18 protein-coding genes and 1 pseudogene are annotated in these 16,093 nt (G+C 37.4%); 9 read left to right on the top strand and 10 right to left on the bottom strand.

Going from position 1 to position 16,093, the window contains the following annotated elements:
* Nucleotides 1–106 precede the first annotated feature (106 nt).
* From KI350_RS18905 to KI350_RS18895, 3 genes and pseudogenes are all read left to right on the top strand, one after another.
* Nucleotides 107–1,021: a diacylglycerol kinase gene (locus KI350_RS18905; RefSeq protein WP_023855610.1), complete on the top strand. Its 915-nt coding sequence runs from the start codon at nucleotides 107–109 to the stop codon at nucleotides 1,019–1,021.
* A 48-nt stretch (nucleotides 1,022–1,069) separates the two neighbouring features.
* Entirely contained in the window at nucleotides 1,070–2,452 is a 1,383-nt protein-coding gene (rlmD, locus tag KI350_RS18900) for a 23S rRNA (uracil(1939)-C(5))-methyltransferase RlmD (RefSeq protein ID WP_065644532.1), read from the top strand.
* Nucleotides 2,453–2,603: 151 nt separating this feature from the next.
* Nucleotides 2,604–3,059: pseudogene (locus KI350_RS18895) on the top strand (DUF3578 domain-containing protein); the annotation flags it as partial.
* Nucleotides 3,060–3,307: 248 nt separating this feature from the next.
* On the opposite strand, the gene KI350_RS18890 reads toward KI350_RS18895, so the two are convergent.
* From KI350_RS18890 to KI350_RS18865, 6 genes are all read right to left on the bottom strand, one after another.
* Nucleotides 3,308–3,655, bottom strand: a complete 348-nt coding sequence (locus KI350_RS18890) for a hypothetical protein (protein ID WP_023855614.1) — start codon at nucleotides 3,653–3,655, stop codon at nucleotides 3,308–3,310.
* Nucleotides 3,656–4,034: 379 nt separating this feature from the next.
* The gene (locus KI350_RS18885) at nucleotides 4,035–4,451 is read right to left on the bottom strand and encodes a recombinase family protein (RefSeq protein WP_023855615.1); all 417 of its coding nucleotides are present in this window, start codon (nucleotides 4,449–4,451) and stop codon (nucleotides 4,035–4,037) included.
* Nucleotides 4,452–4,612: 161 nt separating this feature from the next.
* Entirely contained in the window at nucleotides 4,613–5,416 is an 804-nt protein-coding gene (locus tag KI350_RS18880; RefSeq protein ID WP_065644533.1) for a restriction endonuclease, read from the bottom strand.
* Nucleotides 5,397–5,810, bottom strand: a complete 414-nt coding sequence (locus tag KI350_RS18875; RefSeq protein ID WP_023855617.1) for a hypothetical protein — start codon at nucleotides 5,808–5,810, stop codon at nucleotides 5,397–5,399. Before KI350_RS18875 ends, KI350_RS18880 begins: the two co-directional genes overlap by 20 nt.
* Nucleotides 5,776–6,963, bottom strand: a complete 1,188-nt coding sequence (locus KI350_RS18870; RefSeq protein ID WP_023855618.1) for a hypothetical protein — start codon at nucleotides 6,961–6,963, stop codon at nucleotides 5,776–5,778. The genes KI350_RS18875 and KI350_RS18870 overlap by 35 nt, the downstream gene beginning before the upstream one ends.
* Nucleotides 6,964–7,225: 262 nt before the next feature.
* Nucleotides 7,226–7,429, bottom strand: coding sequence for an ImmA/IrrE family metallo-endopeptidase (locus tag KI350_RS18865; RefSeq protein ID WP_236808666.1), 204 nt, complete (start codon nucleotides 7,427–7,429; stop codon nucleotides 7,226–7,228).
* Nucleotides 7,430–7,762: 333 nt separating this feature from the next.
* On the opposite strand from KI350_RS18865, the gene KI350_RS18860 reads away from it, so the two are divergent.
* On the top strand, nucleotides 7,763–8,440 hold the full coding sequence (locus KI350_RS18860; RefSeq protein ID WP_023855621.1) for a hypothetical protein: 678 nt from the start codon (nucleotides 7,763–7,765) through the stop codon (nucleotides 8,438–8,440).
* A 136-nt stretch (nucleotides 8,441–8,576) separates the two neighbouring features.
* Nucleotides 8,577–8,783: an XtrA/YqaO family protein gene (locus KI350_RS18855; RefSeq protein ID WP_023855622.1), complete on the top strand. Its 207-nt coding sequence runs from the start codon at nucleotides 8,577–8,579 to the stop codon at nucleotides 8,781–8,783.
* Between the two features lie 173 nt (nucleotides 8,784–8,956).
* Here KI350_RS18855 and KI350_RS18850 read toward each other — a convergent pair whose 3' ends face one another.
* The gene (locus tag KI350_RS18850; RefSeq protein WP_023855623.1) at nucleotides 8,957–9,259 is read right to left on the bottom strand and encodes a hypothetical protein; all 303 of its coding nucleotides are present in this window, start codon (nucleotides 9,257–9,259) and stop codon (nucleotides 8,957–8,959) included.
* 81 nt (nucleotides 9,260–9,340) lie between these two features.
* Here KI350_RS18850 and KI350_RS18845 point away from each other — a divergent pair, with 81 nt between their 5' ends.
* A complete protein-coding gene (locus KI350_RS18845) occupies nucleotides 9,341–9,892 on the top strand; it encodes a hypothetical protein (protein ID WP_065644534.1) in 552 nt (183 codons plus the stop codon).
* Between the two features lie 370 nt (nucleotides 9,893–10,262).
* On the top strand, nucleotides 10,263–10,646 hold the full coding sequence (locus tag KI350_RS18840) for an ArpU family phage packaging/lysis transcriptional regulator (protein WP_023855625.1): 384 nt from the start codon (nucleotides 10,263–10,265) through the stop codon (nucleotides 10,644–10,646).
* 91 nt (nucleotides 10,647–10,737) lie between these two features.
* Here the strand turns inward: KI350_RS18840 and KI350_RS18835 are convergent, their stop codons facing one another.
* Together KI350_RS18835 and KI350_RS18830 are read right to left on the bottom strand one after the other, a co-directional pair.
* Nucleotides 10,738–10,869: a Phr family secreted Rap phosphatase inhibitor gene (locus tag KI350_RS18835; RefSeq protein WP_023855626.1), complete on the bottom strand. Its 132-nt coding sequence runs from the start codon at nucleotides 10,867–10,869 to the stop codon at nucleotides 10,738–10,740.
* Nucleotides 10,866–11,975, bottom strand: coding sequence for a Rap family tetratricopeptide repeat protein (locus KI350_RS18830; protein WP_023855627.1), 1,110 nt, complete (start codon nucleotides 11,973–11,975; stop codon nucleotides 10,866–10,868). Before KI350_RS18830 ends, KI350_RS18835 begins: the two co-directional genes overlap by 4 nt.
* 277 nt (nucleotides 11,976–12,252) lie before the next feature.
* On the opposite strand from KI350_RS18830, the gene KI350_RS18825 reads away from it, so the two are divergent.
* Together KI350_RS18825 and KI350_RS18820 are read left to right on the top strand one after the other, a co-directional pair.
* On the top strand, nucleotides 12,253–14,148 hold the full coding sequence (locus KI350_RS18825) for a T7SS effector LXG polymorphic toxin (protein ID WP_065644535.1): 1,896 nt from the start codon (nucleotides 12,253–12,255) through the stop codon (nucleotides 14,146–14,148).
* 12 nt (nucleotides 14,149–14,160) lie between these two features.
* On the top strand, nucleotides 14,161–14,625 hold the full coding sequence (locus KI350_RS18820) for an SMI1/KNR4 family protein (protein ID WP_065644536.1): 465 nt from the start codon (nucleotides 14,161–14,163) through the stop codon (nucleotides 14,623–14,625).
* A gap of 492 nt (nucleotides 14,626–15,117) precedes the next feature.
* On the opposite strand, the gene KI350_RS18815 is transcribed toward KI350_RS18820, so the two are convergent.
* Complete coding sequence (locus tag KI350_RS18815) at nucleotides 15,118–16,035, bottom strand: hypothetical protein (protein WP_023855801.1); 918 nt, start codon at nucleotides 16,033–16,035, stop codon at nucleotides 15,118–15,120.
* Nucleotides 16,036–16,093 lie beyond the last annotated feature (58 nt).

Here is a 16,093-nt window from a genome sequence, read left to right as displayed (position 1 = left end):
TAAACAAATAATAAAACCCATTTTGTTGCGATTTTTTCAACAACTAGTATAATTAAAGGTTGTTGGTAAAGAAATGATACGGATACTCTAATAGGATGATGAAAACATGAAACGTGCACGAATCATATACAATCCGACTTCCGGACGCGAAATTTTCAAAAAAAACCTTGCCCAAGTTCTGCAGAAGTTCGAGCAGGCAGGCTATGAAACGTCTTGCCATGCGACAACAGGGGAAGGGGATGCCGTACAGGCCGCCAGAAACGCCGCTGAGCGGGAATTTGACTTGATTGTTGCGGCCGGAGGAGACGGCACATTAAATGAAGTCATCAACGGACTGGCGCCGTTGGAACACCGTCCCAAGCTCGGAGTCATTCCGGTCGGAACGACGAATGACTTTGCGAGAGCGCTCGGCATTCCGCGCGAGGATATTTTAAAGGCGGTAAACACAATACTAGAGGGAGAAGCCCGTCCGATTGACATCGGCCGCGTCAACGGCCAATATTTCATCAATATTGCCGGCGGCGGACGCCTCACCGAACTGACATATGACGTACCAAGCAAATTGAAGACGATGCTCGGCCATCTTGCCTATTATTTAAAAGGAATGGAAATGCTCCTTCCTTCGCTGAGGCCGACCGAGGTCGAAATCGAATACGACGGCAAGCTGTTTGAAGGAGAAGTGATGCTGTTTCTCGTCATGCTGACGAACTCCGTCGGCGGCTTTGAGAAGCTCGCTCCAGACTCAAGCTTGAATGACGGCATGTTTGACCTCGTTATTTTAAAACGGGCAAACCTCGCCGAATTCATCAGACTTGTCGGACTTGCCCTCCGCGGCGAACATATCAATGACGAGCATATCATCTACACGAAAGCAAACCGCGTCAAAGTGACGGTCAAAGACAAAATGCTCCTCAACCTTGACGGCGAATACGGCGGCGAACTGCCAGGCGAATTCGAAAACCTCTACCGCCATATCGATGTCGTCATGTCAAAAGAAAAAGCGAGAAAATTGGATGATTGAACTTGGTCTAAAGAGCTGGCCAAGTTTTTCTTATAGCAGGTGAAAAAGATGAAACAAAAAGCCCCCGTTCAAAAAAATGAATATTACAATGTCGTATTTGAAGATTTAACACACGAAGGAGCCGGCGTCGCCAAAGTCGACGGCTTCCCGATTTTCGTGCCGAACGCACTCCCTGAAGAAAAGGCTCAGATCAAAGTGACCCGGGTCAAAAAAGGCTTCGCCTTCGGCCGCCTTATCGACTTGAAAGAAGAAAGCCGCTTTCGTACAGACGCGCCGTGCCCGATCTACAAGCAGTGCGGCGGCTGCCAGCTTCAGCACATCAACTACGAAGGCCAGCTTCTCTACAAGCAGAAGCAAGTCAAAGACGTGCTTGAGCGAATCGGCAAGCTCGATTTAAGCCGGATCACCGTCCACCCGACCCTCGGCATGGAAGACCCGTGGAACTACCGAAACAAAGCGCAGGTCCCTGTCGGCGAAAGAGAAGGCGGTCTGATCGCAGGCTTCTACCAGCAGCGCAGCCATGAAATCATCGACATGAACGAATGCCTGATCCAGCAGTCGGAAAACGACCGCGTCGTTCAAGCGATTAAAGAAATCTGCGGCAAATACGGCATCAAGGCGTACAACGAAGAACGCCACAAAGGCTGGCTCAGACACATCATGGTCAGATACGGCGCCGTCACAGGCGAAATGATGGTCGTCTTCATCACAAGAACAAACGACTTCCCGCACAAAGCGAAAATCGTCGAGGAGATCACCGCGGCATTCCCGCACGTCAAATCGATCGTCCAAAACATCAACCCGAAAAAAACAAACGTCATTTTCGGCGACGAAACAACCGTCATCTGGGGAGAAGAATACATTTACGACACAATCGGAGAGATCAAATTCGCCATCTCGGCAAGATCGTTCTACCAGGTCAACCCCGAGCAAACGAAAGTGCTCTATGACAAAGCGCTTGAGTACGCCGAGCTGAACGGCGAAGAAACCGTCATTGACGCGTACTGCGGCATCGGCACAATTTCGCTCTTTCTGGCGAAGCAGGCGAAGAAAGTGTACGGCGTTGAGATTGTACCGGAAGCGATTGAGGATGCGAAACGGAATGCTGAGTTGAATGATATTGAGAACGCTGAGTTTGCTGTCGGTGAAGCGGAGACCGTGATTCCGAAATGGTATGAGGAAGGAATTAAGGCTGACACGCTAGTGGTTGACCCGCCGCGCAAAGGCTGTGACGAGGCGTTGCTGCGGACGATTTTGGAGATGAAGCCGAAGCGTGTGGTTTATGTGTCTTGCAACCCGGGAACCTTGGCGCGCGATTTGCGGGTGCTTGAGGATGGCGGGTATTCGACGCTTGAGGTGCAGCCTGTTGATATGTTTCCGCATACGAGCCATGTGGAGTGTGTGGCTGTACTTTTCAAAAAAGATAAATAAAAATTTAAAAACATAAGCCTCTCTAATCCAGGAGAGGCTTATAATGTTATATGAAGGTTCCATTTCTTGCATAAAGTCCTAGCCTTTCTTAATAAAGAGGTGTATCAAAATAGAACAGAAAATCTCGAATCAACTAACGGTTAGTGAACAAATGAAGCGTGTTTTATCAACATATCAGCAAGCAAAAAATGAGGAGTTTAAAGGACATCCTTTGTCACACCTTATTTGTCATGAAATAAAGGATACTCTTTTTAAAGTTGTTGACTTAGATCCTAATATATATCATGTAGCAGGTTCAGTTGGAAAAGGCCGTTGGGCTGAGATTCCTTGGGTTTCAATTTTTCTAAAGAACTTAACGACTTCGGCGACAAGAGGCTACTATATTGTTTACTTATTTAGAGCAGATGGAAGCGGTGTTTATGTTAGTTTCAATCAAGGATGGACCTACTTTAAAGAAAAGTGTGGTACAAAGATAGGTAGGGAGAAAATCCAAAAAACAGCTTCTATTATTAGAGAAAAACTAAATACCATTCATCAATATATGAACCTTACAAATATTGATTTAAAGAGCGAAGGTGATCTTGCGAGAGGATATGAGTTAGGAAATAAATAGGTGTAATAACCCCTTATTTTTGTTTGAATTACTTTTGGAGTAATGCCAGGGGAAGGGATCTTCATTAACTAACACTTTCACATCAAAGTTTAAGCCTCCCAGGGTTACTTTTAATATGACATGGTCTCTATAAACAATACCTTCCGGAAAGATTTTTCCCATTAGCATAGCTCTTTCGAGAGGAGAAAAATCAATTGATTCGAAAAGTTCGCTAAGAAAATCGTAACTCCAAGAATCACTTTTCAATGTTTCAAGCTTCGCTTTATCTCTCTCTTAAGTTGTGTTTGAAGATTTTCTGTTATGTTCTTGAGTTCATGTTGCTTCTTATTTAATTGCTCTTTAGATGGGTGATTATCGAAGTATAAGTCAATCAGCTTTTCATTTTTGGTGGTTTGCTTCTGGAGAATTTGTTCATTGTTTTTTATGTTTTGTTCAAGTTGAGTAATTTCTTCCTTTTCATTTTCGAGATTTACGTATTGTTTTGCTAATTCTTTACTAGTGACAATATCTTTAATTGCTTGGACGATGTTACCCTCAACCCTAACTGTATTTATACTCACATCACAAACTGACCCAGCAGCTAGTCTCAATTTTCGGCCATGCTTTAGATAATAACGGGGAGACTCTTTTGTTCCGTGAGCAGCAAGGCTGATTCTTCCACACTCACCACATACAAAATATGTTCTTCTTAAAAGATGGAGATCATTTCTCTTCCTGCTGGTAACTTTATATTGATTTCCTCTTTTATTTCGTTCAATCTGAATTTTCTCCCAAGTTTCTTTGGTTCTTAACTTGGGAAAGAAAATGTTTTTTCTTGAACACCATGATATGCTTTTGTGGTCAGCCTAGTATGTACTAAATGCTCATTCCACATAATAGCGGAAGGCATTTTTGAGATTTTATTAAGTTCATCTGTGATGCTTCTCATTCCTAGTTGTTCTTCCAGGTATAATCGATCAATGAATGGAATTACCCAAGCCCATTCTTTTTTAATTTATATTGTTCTTCCTTCTTATCATAATAATATTCATATGGAGCCTGGCCCCAGCCTTTACCTTCACGCATTCTTTGGCGTTTTCCACGCATCATTCTTTTCACAAGAGCTTTCTTTTCTCTCTTAGCAATTAAATTTTTAATGTCACTAACAAATTCTTGATCTTCATCATCTAGATCTACTATAGTTCCAGGTTCAGCGATTTTCACTTTGTTTTCACGAAGAGTAGACTTTAAATATTCCCATGATATTGTATCCAGGCGAGAAAGTCGATCTTGATCAATGCAGACAACAACATCAATTTTACCTTCTTCAACAATGTCGAGAAGGGCATTTAAGCCTTTTTTATGCAGCTTAACACCAGATTCGATATCTTGAAATTCATCTACCAATCGCTACTCTTGTTGTTTCACATATCGGTGAAGTTCGGTTGTTTGAGCTCGTAGTGAATACTTTTTTTCTTGGAGATTTGTTGATACACGTATGTATATGGCTGCTCTCATATTTCTATCACTCCTTCCAAATACCTCATATGTATTTGGAAGACAAATAACTAACCAGTTTCTTCTTCTGTTGTATCTGCACAATAAAGGTTATTAATCTTACGTTCAATTTTTAAAGCCTCACCCCTATTAATTAATCCTAATCTCTCAAATTGTCTAACGTTATTTAACAACCTAACGTTAAAAGCAATTTTCTCTTCTAAAGTTAATCTTTTATCGACATATATATCATCTAAAGACTCTTCAGTTTCATCAACTAACATTTGAACCTTCTTTTTAATCAAAGTATATAAGTTCTTTGTTTTTAATGATTTTATTTCTTCAAAATTAAAATGAATTATTATTAACCCTTTTCTCAGGAAATTTTTTTTCCTTTTTCCTTCAGCATGAATCCATCCTTTTCCGGTTAAGCCTTGAATAGAAAAAAAGATACCAGTTTTTGCATCTCTACTTTCACATAGCTCTATCAATTTAGACATGTAGGTGACATCAACTTTGGTTTTCTCATTTTTACATTCACATATAATAGTATCCCCGATTTTAGCAGTGAAATTTGTTCTGAACATTTCAGCGATTTTTATTTCATGATCAATTTGATTATCCTTAACTGTGAAGTCAGATGTTATTTCAGCAATTTGAAATTGATTTAGGATTAGTCCAATCAATTTCTCGAAAAGTTTTCCTTTTTCATGATTCCTAGACGATGGCCAATTCTGCGATTGAACTATTTCTTCAATTAGATGATCAAACTTCTCTTCAACATCTGAATTACAAATCGGTTCCCAAACATTATCATCGTCAAGTTTTTTTATCAAATCTTTTATAGTTGTAAAATCAAATTTGTTTTTTATCATTCAGAAACCCCCCTTTATTTTGTTTTTTAGGTCTTTTAAAAGCAACAATTGCTTTATGAAAGTCGTAATGACATTCACAAAAACTGCAATTATGTTCATTTTCTTTAAAAGAAGCTTTAAAATAATCCTTTAAAGATGTAAAGATTAAATAAGGATGATCTTCTTCGTCCTCAGAGCAAGGAACATAAATTACAACATCTAATAAACCTTTATTTACCATGCTAATCAAAATATCTTGGGACTTTTCAAAAGTTAAATCAGTTTTTCTTGCGAATACCCCAGTAGTTAACGTATCTGAAGGTCTTAAATGATTTAAAACGTCTTTTGCTTTATTTAATTTTGAATCATCTAGCTTGAACTCAGCTTTTATACTCTCTAAGCTTAGATATGACATTTTGAACAACCTCCTCTTCAGTAAATCTGTTTGAAGGCTTTATTAAAATATGATCAACACCATCTTCAATCCTGAACCTATATAGGTTATGTTCATCAGGTCTATATTCTAATCCGATTACTTTTAAATCAGAATCTTGCCTACTCTGCTTTGCTATTCTATTTGTTGTACCATTTGTTAATATGTTGGTTTTGCTTTCAACTGCTATAGATGACGTTGCTTGATCCGTTTTCTGAAAGTATACCCTATATGGATCTTCGTAATCCTCCTCTATACCATATTCCTCTTGTAAGACAGTTATAAAAGAGTCCTGAATTTCCGCATAAAATGAGTCTTTTAAAGCTATATCGGTGATATTATTTTCTTCAAGAATATCCTTTGAAAAATCTCTGATTTTTTCATCCATGTTACGCAAAACCTCTTGAATTTTTGGATCTTTAATAGCACTTAGTTCTTCAGCAAATTCAAAAAAAGCTTTTGGTAACCATTCGGGTTTGTTGATAATAAAATTACCGAGTAACTCTTTCGTCTTTTCTAAATAAAGATCTGCTATTGGGCTAAAACTAGAGTATTTTCCTTGTGATACATTGTCTACATGGACTAAACCTGTTGTCGGATTTAAGATTACATTAACAGTGTTATTCTTAAAATCACACTCAACAAAAGATGGATAAACAATTTTCTTATTTATATATGAATAAGAACCATCAATGTATTCTCTTTTTAAAGCAATTTCAGCAGGTGACAAGAAAACAAAAACGTATTTATGTTGTAGTTTAAATACATTTATTAATGTGGTTTGATTAATACTATCTGGATTTAAGGTTAGGATATTTTCAGTTACATGATGTGAATTTTCAAGTATTTCTTTTGCTACTTTTTCTTTAGTTTTAATAAAATCTACATCGTAAACGAAGTGATAATTATTTCCATCTATCTGACTGGTACTCAACCAGTCGGAAAAATCCTTAATATCTATAAGACCAAACCTAACTCTATCAATAATTTCTTCATGCATATCTTGAAGCCTTCTTGTTTTCTTAATTCCCCATGTATTTAATACCTTATTCAAATGCTTGTTTTGAATGTATCTTTTCATAAAATTAAAAGCATTCTCATAGATTGCAGGATTGCTAATATCAAATTCTTTCATCTCTTTGAAACCCCCATACATTTAGACAAAAATTTGAATAATAGACCAGGATATATGTAATAATGATAACTCAAATTTTCAAGTCCAATGTATGTTTCGACAAAAAAAGACAATATATGCATTAGTTAGACATGAACAGGATATTTGTAAAGTTGTCTATTGAGTAATCCTACCTCCCTAAAGCAAATTCTTGTGTAACATTTGAATCTTGAAGCAATCAATCTTACTAGATCAATTTGCACTTGTGAAAGTTGAATTCTCTTTAACATAAATGAAGGACACAGAACTTATAGGCAAATACATTTGCCTGCATTTCCTGTAACTCGGCGGATAGAGGGGACATAGTTAATTGGTTTCCTTCATGCCTTAGAACATGGCAAAGTTCATGACCGAATTCTTTCCACTGTTCAGGTGGTGAAAGTCTACTATCAAGAATAATAACAGCGTTGTAATATCGACTGGTCATCTTCATAAATTCAATTTTCAAACCTATTTGCTGCATATTCCCACGGCATCTAGTTCGTGAGGATAAAAATATTTAATTTCCTGTAAAATGACTCAATCCAGTCTTCCAGATGTGTAGTATGTCTCATAATCATTTTCATCAAGGGTGCCTCCTTATCTCTTCGAGAACAGAATATATGTTCGGTTTGGAGCGAAAAAGAAAAGCCCAAAGGCTTAGTAAAAGATGTAAACGATATACATAATAAACCAATGAAAGGATATTGTCTATATTCAGAGCGGAAATTTAAAAAAGTTCACACTCTAAAACCTTTTGAACCCAGGAGGAGGAACAATTATGTCTTTCATTGATTTCAAAGCAATCGTAAAAAAGGTGAATATGAAACCGAAGGGCTTAACGGAAATTACCTTGGAGGTCAATAGCGCGGATTTAGACGGAAAGATTCAACACCTCTCTGAAATGATTGATCAAAAAGTTGAATCACAACTAGAATCAACACTCGTCAATTATAACGTTGAAATCAACCCTAACACGAACCAACCTACAACCAGCTATAAGGTTGATCAGCATGGAGTCGTATCAGAGGTTGAGCCGCAGCCAGAACAACTTGAGGCTGAGCTTGGACTGCCTAAAGAAAACATTCCAACCAAAAAAGAAAAACGTCAGATCGAACGGGCCATTATAGAGGAGTTTATCACCAGCGGAATGGCGCCTAATTTCGAGGAGTTTCCAAGCGACTTCCCTAATTTCGTGAAGCGCAAAATTGAAGGTGAATCCTATAGCAAATTGGCGTCTGAGCTTGAAATATCTTCAGGCAAAATTGTTGATCTAATGGATCAATATTTCGCGAAAGTTGCGCCGCTTGCAGATACATGGTGGGACTGGAAGCAAGACCAGGACGCAGAAGCGGAGCCGCTGTTCAAGCAAGAAAACGATGTGCCTGCAGCAGAAGATTCTCCTGATGAAAACGACAATCAGGATGACCAGGAAGATGAGGAACACGGCGCTGCCTGATCAAAAACTGCATAGAGGGCGGACAAGCCGTCACCTCTATGCACCTGTGAAATAAGCCAATAAAAAAACCGAAGCGACCGCTCCGGCTATGGTACACAATATGGGCACTTCTATCATAGCACAGGGAGCGATGTAGGTGAACCGTCCAAAGGAGTTAGACATCAGCCAAGATTTTTCAGTTAAAAGCAAAATTCAGCGCGGAAAAGTAACTGTCATCGTTTTAGATGGCGTAAACGGTGTAGCTTATGAAGCCGAGGCGCCGGAACACGGAAAAACGATCATTGAAACGGCAAAAGGTGATTTTTCCAAGATTCTGCTTGAGTCGTCTTACAAATTCAGATAAAAAGCAGGGTTTGACACACGAAGCTGCATATTCATTCGAATAACGTAATTGTCCATTTGACTTCTGAAAGTCTAAATGCCAAATAATTACAGTCATCTAGGGCATATTAGCTTTGAAAGATTAGAGGAATTCTGGAAATGAAAAGCAGGAAAGATTGGTCCTGCTTTTTTGAATTAAGAAAACAATGTATATACTAAGTCTTTATAATCTTTTTCTTCAAAAGAAACCGTTACTCTGTCTACTTTTTCAGAGTCTGGGAACATGAAAGTTGTTTGGCTAAATTTGGTTTTTGTTGGCCCGATTATATTAAACATAAAGTCAAGAACTTTAAAACAGTCTTTATCTAATCCAGTTTCCGAGTGATTTTTTACACTTATAGTTATATAGTTTTCAACTTTTGAAAATCTTGTTTTTTGGGGTGACATATTATGTCTCTTACAAAATGATTTAACAGCTAATTTAAATAAATCCTCCATAAATAGAAAATTCATCCTTTCTTTTTTGGGCTATTCTGCTATTATGATATTATAACCAAAAATAGGAGGGAATAGTGTTTTATGAAAAAAATTCTAACTTTTGTCCTGGTTACCTTCTTGTCTTTGTCTTTTGCTAATTCTATTTACGCGGATGAAATTGATGATTTGGACTTAGATTTATCGAAGGCTGAAATAACTTATCAGGATGATGAGATTACTGTTGGGTATTGGGGAAATGACCCTGAAATAGCTAAAAAAATTGAGAAAAGTCCAACAAGCGTTTCGTCTACTGAAGTTCCACATTTAATTACACCAGCTAAAACTGTTACTGGTCCTGGTGGAAAAGTAACAATTGATGCAGGGAATTCAGGGCAAATCATTTATTGGACTGTTAAACCTAACACTGCTTGGCCTTGGGTGTTTGGTGGGCGTATTGAGTTACGCTATTATTCTGGTTTTAAAAGAAATGCATTTATAAAAGGTTCTGGTGGTTTGGGTTTTTCTGCTAGTGGTTATGTAACAATGAACAAAAATAATGGCGGAATTGCAACTCTAAAAGGTACTGCTGCTGCCCTTAATAATAGCAAATTCACAGTATTACCTGGAGCATCAATTCCTTTTAAAAAGAGATAAAATTTCAAGAAAAAAGCAGGCTCTTTAGCTTGCTTTTTTACTTGAACTGATTCCTGGATGTCAGCAAACCATAAGCTCAAACGCACCGTTTGCCACCGCACCGTTTGCTACATCTTCAGCAATCCTGGTAAGGTCTATCCTCTATACCCGAAGATCAAGTTTAAGCTGTTACCTTATTTTCAATCAACTATATGAGCGAATTCAGATAATAAGGTAATACATTTATGAGTATTACAGAACTCCAAAATTATGGTATTATAAAAGTACAATCAAAACAAAATATTTGTCCTAGACGGAGAGCCTGCGGACACCAAATCGACGTTGTATAACGTTTATTTGGTGTCTGTTTTGTTTTTAGGGGGGATTTAGCATGTCAGATAAACAATTGACTTTTTTGCCGCCTATAGATGAAAAAGAAGTCAGAAATACGATGATAAGGGAGCTGAAAAGATATAAGGCTTTGAAGGTCCAGCTTGAAAACCGGAAAGAACGGGAAGCGGCCGGGATGAATAACCTTTTCCCGCAGCTCAGGGACCAGCACTCTTTAAATGAATTGAAAGTTTGTCAGATGGACAGAGCGCTTAAACAAAGCCTTGATGATGATGAATTAAAGATTATAAAGGCCAAGTATCTCTCTTTCCAAAAAATAAAGGACATTGAGATTTATATGGAGATGGGGTTGAAAAAGGACAAATACTATCAGGTCAAACGGCGAGCCATTTATAATTTGGCGACAGCTCTTGGGATTATCTGAGGGCTGTTGTGCAAAAAGCAGACTCCCATGAGTCTGCCTTATCAAAGTGTACTTTTTTAATCTTAAGGGCCGAACTGAATCACGCTATGATTTAACCAAAAAACGCATTTTCAGCAACTTTAAAGTCTCCAGCACCGAATTCAGCTTTTCCTTGAGTAGTAAAGTTTAAAATACCAGTTAAAACTACACCTGTTATTACTGCACCTAAAAGTAATTTTTTCATGAGACAAGTTCCTCCGTCCATGTTTGGATTTTGTCGCGAGCGACTACTCCTTCATCGAAGTATTTCGCCGCTAATTCATGATATTCCTTCTTTTTGAAGTGTCTTGCTGCAATGATAGCTAAATCTGCTACGTCTGACCAAAGCTTTTTGTCTCTTAGCATATTCAATCCTTTATCTAATAAGGTTTTATCCAACTCTTTATATATTGAGTGTATGACTAATAACTTGGCTTCGTACGTTATTTCGTTTATTTCTTTTGCGAGATTGAGGGCTTTTTGATACCAATGTGTCCCTTCTTCGAATAAACCTTTCTTGAATAAAACCCTTGCAAGCATATAAGAAGTTCTGATGATTGCGATTTTGGAATGTAAATTTTCAAAAATGTCGAGAGCTATTTCGAAGGATTCACGCGCTAAATCGAGTTTTTCTTGTCGTTCATAAGCAATACCGAGATTGTGATGTCCGAGTCCCTCAACATAATTTTGTTGGGTATCAGCAGCCATTTTTATCGCTTTTTTATATACGGACTCAGTTAATTCGTATTGATGTAGGTCCAATCTGTTTGCCGCAATTATCATTTGAGTGGTTGCTGCCCTATTTTCATAATTTCCAAGGGCTAAAAAGCTTTCGAGCGCTTTTTCTGCGTGTGTTAACGAGAAAAAATTTTGGTGGATTTCATAATATACAATAGCAATTTGATAATTGAATTCTGCTCGTTCTGCTTCATCTGGTATTTTATTTATCCAATTTTCTGCAATGCGATAAAAATTAATAGCTTTCGTAAAGTTCTTTATGTAAAACTGATATAGCCCGCTGAAAAAGTAAAAGTAATACTGAAGCATGTCGTCCGTCTTCTTTTCTTCAGCTCTATACTTAAGACTTTTTAAGATGCTTCCGGATTCGTTATATTTTTCAATCAATAATTTATAACGAGAATCTATGATATTGAAATAAAGCAAAACATCTTGATTCTTCTCCATATTATCAATTGCCTTCTGAATTTCTTTCTTCATTTGAGTTGCTTTATGGACTTGCTGTAACTTAATCGTTGCATACCATTGATTCAACATATTCCCGACCTTTTCGGATCGTATTTTAACAACCAATTCCCACCATTCCTTTCGTATAATTGATTTGAAATATTCAAAAAAATAAGTATCCATTTCCTTTTTCTGCATACTTTTCATTTTACATAAAGGATCATTTTTTGACAATGATTTTCCTTTTTTGGAATCTGAAAAAGGTTATGCCGAACGTGTCAGGGTATAAGACCTGCTCAATAAGATTCATTTTCATGGATTGGCAGGATTTATTCACCAATTATTTTCTATAAAGTGGTAAAATATTTTGTGGTATGTCACTTTAGTATTAGAGGAGAATGCTATGAAGACTCTTGATGTTCAGGCGTTGCACAAAGCTATTGATCAAACGTTGGAACAATTAAAACATCAATCAGACGAATTCGACAAAGTCCAAAAAAGCGTTGAGGAAATCGCATCACTAGATGATGCTTTAAAAGGAAAAGGCGGCGACGCGATCCGTGCCTTTTACAAAGAGTGCCACACCCCTTTTCTACAGTTCTATGATACTTTCATAGAGGAATACAGTTCCACGCTGAAGAAAATGAAAACCGCATTGAATTCGCTGGAACCAAACCATAACGGGTTTATTTCGCAAACTTTTCTTGAGCACGAGCTAGAACAAGGATTGAATGCGGCCAATCGAACAACCAAACACCTGGTGTCTAAATCGAACGCCACGATCGCGAAGGTCAGTCATGTTGTCGATTTGCCTGATTTGAATGACACCGATTTTCATGAACAGAATCAGAAATCCTTAAAGGAAATCAATCAGACAATTGAAAAGCTGCATACGTTCGACAGGGAACAGACAAGCGCTCTTAAAACCGCTGAAAACGACCTGGAAACGATGCAGAGATACATAAGCAGGCTTGAAAAAATGTACACAGGGCCTAAAATTGAAATTACCGGCTATCAAAAAGGCTCGATTTTAAAACCGGATGAGATGGATGCTTTACGTGGTGGACAAGACACAGCGATGGGCGTCATGTTGGATAAGCTGGATAAGAGATCAAAGCTTGAAAAAGAAGCTAGCGAGGTTAGCAAACAGGATAATAAAATTGCTAAACTAAAGAAGAAGCTTGATGATTACAATTTTTCAACGGCTTCAGAGTTTTATGAGATGGCCACAGAAATTGGCTACGAGAACCTTTCCCCTTGGCAACAGCGATATTTCAATCAAATTGAAGGCGCTCGTGATTTTGGCAACGCAATTAAAGGAAGTGCTGAAGGACTCAAAAATGCAGTCGTCGATACTGCAGTAGGCCTATGGGACATGGTCGTTCACGCAGACGAAACGATTGAGGGCATTAACTTTACACTTCATCATCCTGATGTCACATTCAATATTATAAAAAAAGGAATTGAAGACTCGTATCAACGAGATGTCGTCAATGGTGATTCTTACACCCAAGCCAGATGGTTTAGCTATGCCGTTGGAATGGTCGGGACATCGATGGTTGGTTCTAAAGGCGTTGACAAAGCAGCAAAAGCCGCCAAAGCGGGGAAGGTAGGGCAGGTCGCTGCCAAAGCAACTAAAGCTTCTAAAAAAGTATCGAAACAAGCTTTGGAAAAAAGCGTAGCGTCTTTCAAGAAATCGATGCAAAGGGTTGCTTCAAACATAAAAGGGATTCAAATACACAACCCTTTTGCGCCGCAAATTCAGCTTGCAGGCGGAGGTAAAGTTCCTTATCATGCACTTAATGGGGAGCATATAAAAGACAGTCTTATTCAGTTTGCGAAGAAAGTTTCTGATATAAGCAGAAAACCGTTTACAGGAAAAAATATAAATGTACCTTGGTTAAATAAGGAACGATTTGAAGCGAAAGAAATTGAAGGGCATGTAAAGACTAAAGGAAAGATTAAAAATGTAAGTAGAAGAGTTTATACGTTTAAGGATCTTGATATAAATAGAATTGACCCTGAAACTGGAATGACAAATTTACAACTGATGCAAAAAGGAAGAACTCCGTATGCGAACGATGGTACTCAAATTAACCTCCATCATCTAATTCAAGAAGAGCCTGGACCAATGGCAGAAATACCTGATAGTTGGCATACAAAATACTCCAAAGTTCTTCATGGACTAAAAGGAAAGGGAGAAAGTTTCAGAAACGATCCTATACTTGAAAAACAGTATAATCTTTTCAGGAAAAGATATTGGAAATGGAGAGCTAAACAATTTGAGAATCAAGATTAAGAGGTGGTTTTAGTGAACTATTCGCAAGTTGAACAATTCATAAAAGAAAATGCTGAAGATGATGATTTTACAGGTGGCATTAGCATCGAAAAAATTAATGAAATTCAAGAAAACCTAAACGTAAAACTACCCGAAAGTTATAAATGGTTTTTAAAAAACTATGGGTCCGGTGGAATTTACGGTGTAGATATTTTAGGTCATGGAAAAGTTTCACCAAGAGTAGTAACAGTTACTGAAGATTACAGAAATCACTATGGTTTAATTGATGGTATCGTAGTCATTGAATATGTAGATGAATTCTCTTATTGTCTTGATACAAACAGGATGGTAGATGGTGAATGCCCAGTTATACTTTGGGATAATCAAGAGGGTTATGGTCGAACAGTAGCTACTAATTTTCTAGAGTTTTTCATGGAAGACCTTAAGGAGTCTAAAGAAAACTGGGAAGAAGACGAAGAGTGGGACGATGAAGAATAATTTAATATATTCAAGCACTTAATCTCTGATTGAGTGCTTTTTTTATGTTCCAATCCGATAAAAATCCGACAAAAAGGGGGACTTTTTCTATTCCACTTTGTCATACGATAGAGACAAGAAAAACGAACGTGAATATCAAGTCCAAGAAGGAGAGCCTGCGGACACTGATCTTTTGCACACGGATGTGATAGTCACGGGGAACGCAAGCGGTGAGATCCTGTTTGCACAGGAAGGAAGTCATTTTTATATGGCTCCCTATTATCTTTGCGTCCTCCTGGAGATTAGCCGGAGCCATTTTTAATTCAAAAAAGCGAATAGCGCAAGGTGGTGTTTATTCGGTAAGGAGGTTAATTTTTTTGAGCTTTTATCTGATAAACAAAGAAACTGAGCTAAGGAGAATTAGTGGAGTGAAGCACGATATTTTATGTATGTTAGCTGAAAGGATAAGTAGAAGAAAGCTTTATTTGAAAAATAAAGCTTTCATATAAATAATTATTCTTCAGTTGGATTTTCAATTAATGATTCTAATAGTTTTTGAGGTTCTTCTAAACTCTGTGGTGGTTCAGGAAAAGACTCAATTGCTTCCTTAGGTGCATCTAAAGACGGGTGAAATTGAGCACCTTCATGAAGTAGTTCAGCAAATAATTTAGCCGATGTTTTAATTTCATTAATCGACTCTTGTGAATAATTTGCTCCCTCAGTTACATTTTTTATTTCAGCTTCAGTTATAGCATCTATACTTTTTTGAAGGCCGGCTAAAAATATATCTGAAGCTTCATTTTGTTTTTTTTGTTGCTCATTTTGCAAGACTATTCTTTCATAATGAGCTTTTGATATTAAAAACCCTTGAGAGTTAATCGAAATTTTTTGTGCTGCATCTATGATTTTTCCTATAATTAGCAAAGCTGCTGGGCTACTAACTAAGATATCCATCCACATAGAGCCAGTATCGAAACCCTGTAATTTAAAATGACCTTTAGTTTCTTTATTGGTTATTCCACTTTGAAATGCATTATTCAATTTTTTAGTAAATTTTTCAAGGTCATCTAATGAATCATAGTATGGAAGTTTGACACTAATTGTATTAGCATCCTGCTTCGACATTGATTTATTAATTAATGTTATAAATCCATTTAATTTTTCTTTTACAATTTTTATGTTTTGTTCTATTTGGGAAGCGATATGTGCGTCCACTTCAATTCTATCTTGGGGTGAACGCGTGTAATAGATATTGCCTAACTGCTTAAATCTTTTGATATCTTCGTCTAAGAAGCCCAATGCAGATAACTCGTTTATTGCATTTAGTGACTTTTGTAAACCGTGGATAGTTCTTTTGCTACCGGTATTAACATGAATTTCAATTTGTTCGTTGTATTTTTGTAGCAAATGTTTTATATCTTTTTGTCTCATAGTAACCTCCTGAAAAATAAATTAATTATGATTATTTTACCACAAGATCTTATAAAAA

The sequence above is a fragment of the Bacillus sp. J41TS8 genome (assembly GCF_018333035.1).
GTDB lineage: Bacteria > Bacillota > Bacilli > Bacillales > Bacillaceae > Bacillus > Bacillus paralicheniformis.
Note: the sequence above shows the minus strand (reverse complement) of the source record. Positions and strands in the feature narration are given on the sequence as shown.

Coding starts and splice junctions, on each gene's coding strand:
- KI350_RS18905 (WP_023855610.1), top strand. CDS start 107: ATGAAACGTGCACGAATCATATACAATCCGACTTCCGGACGCGAAATT.
- rlmD (WP_065644532.1), top strand. CDS start 1,070: ATGAAACAAAAAGCCCCCGTTCAAAAAAATGAATATTACAATGTCGTA.
- KI350_RS18880 (WP_065644533.1), bottom strand. CDS start 5,416: ATGATAAAAAACAAATTTGATTTTACAACTATAAAAGATTTGATAAAA.
- KI350_RS18875 (WP_023855617.1), bottom strand. CDS start 5,810: ATGTCATATCTAAGCTTAGAGAGTATAAAAGCTGAGTTCAAGCTAGAT.
- KI350_RS18870 (WP_023855618.1), bottom strand. CDS start 6,963: ATGAAAGAATTTGATATTAGCAATCCTGCAATCTATGAGAATGCTTTT.
- KI350_RS18865 (WP_236808666.1), bottom strand. CDS start 7,429: ATGACCAGTCGATATTACAACGCTGTTATTATTCTTGATAGTAGACTT.
- KI350_RS18860 (WP_023855621.1), top strand. CDS start 7,763: ATGTCTTTCATTGATTTCAAAGCAATCGTAAAAAAGGTGAATATGAAA.
- KI350_RS18850 (WP_023855623.1), bottom strand. CDS start 9,259: ATGGAGGATTTATTTAAATTAGCTGTTAAATCATTTTGTAAGAGACAT.
- KI350_RS18845 (WP_065644534.1), top strand. CDS start 9,341: ATGAAAAAAATTCTAACTTTTGTCCTGGTTACCTTCTTGTCTTTGTCT.
- KI350_RS18840 (WP_023855625.1), top strand. CDS start 10,263: ATGTCAGATAAACAATTGACTTTTTTGCCGCCTATAGATGAAAAAGAA.
- KI350_RS18835 (WP_023855626.1), bottom strand. CDS start 10,869: ATGAAAAAATTACTTTTAGGTGCAGTAATAACAGGTGTAGTTTTAACT.
- KI350_RS18825 (WP_065644535.1), top strand. CDS start 12,253: ATGAAGACTCTTGATGTTCAGGCGTTGCACAAAGCTATTGATCAAACG.
- KI350_RS18815 (WP_023855801.1), bottom strand. CDS start 16,035: ATGAGACAAAAAGATATAAAACATTTGCTACAAAAATACAACGAACAA.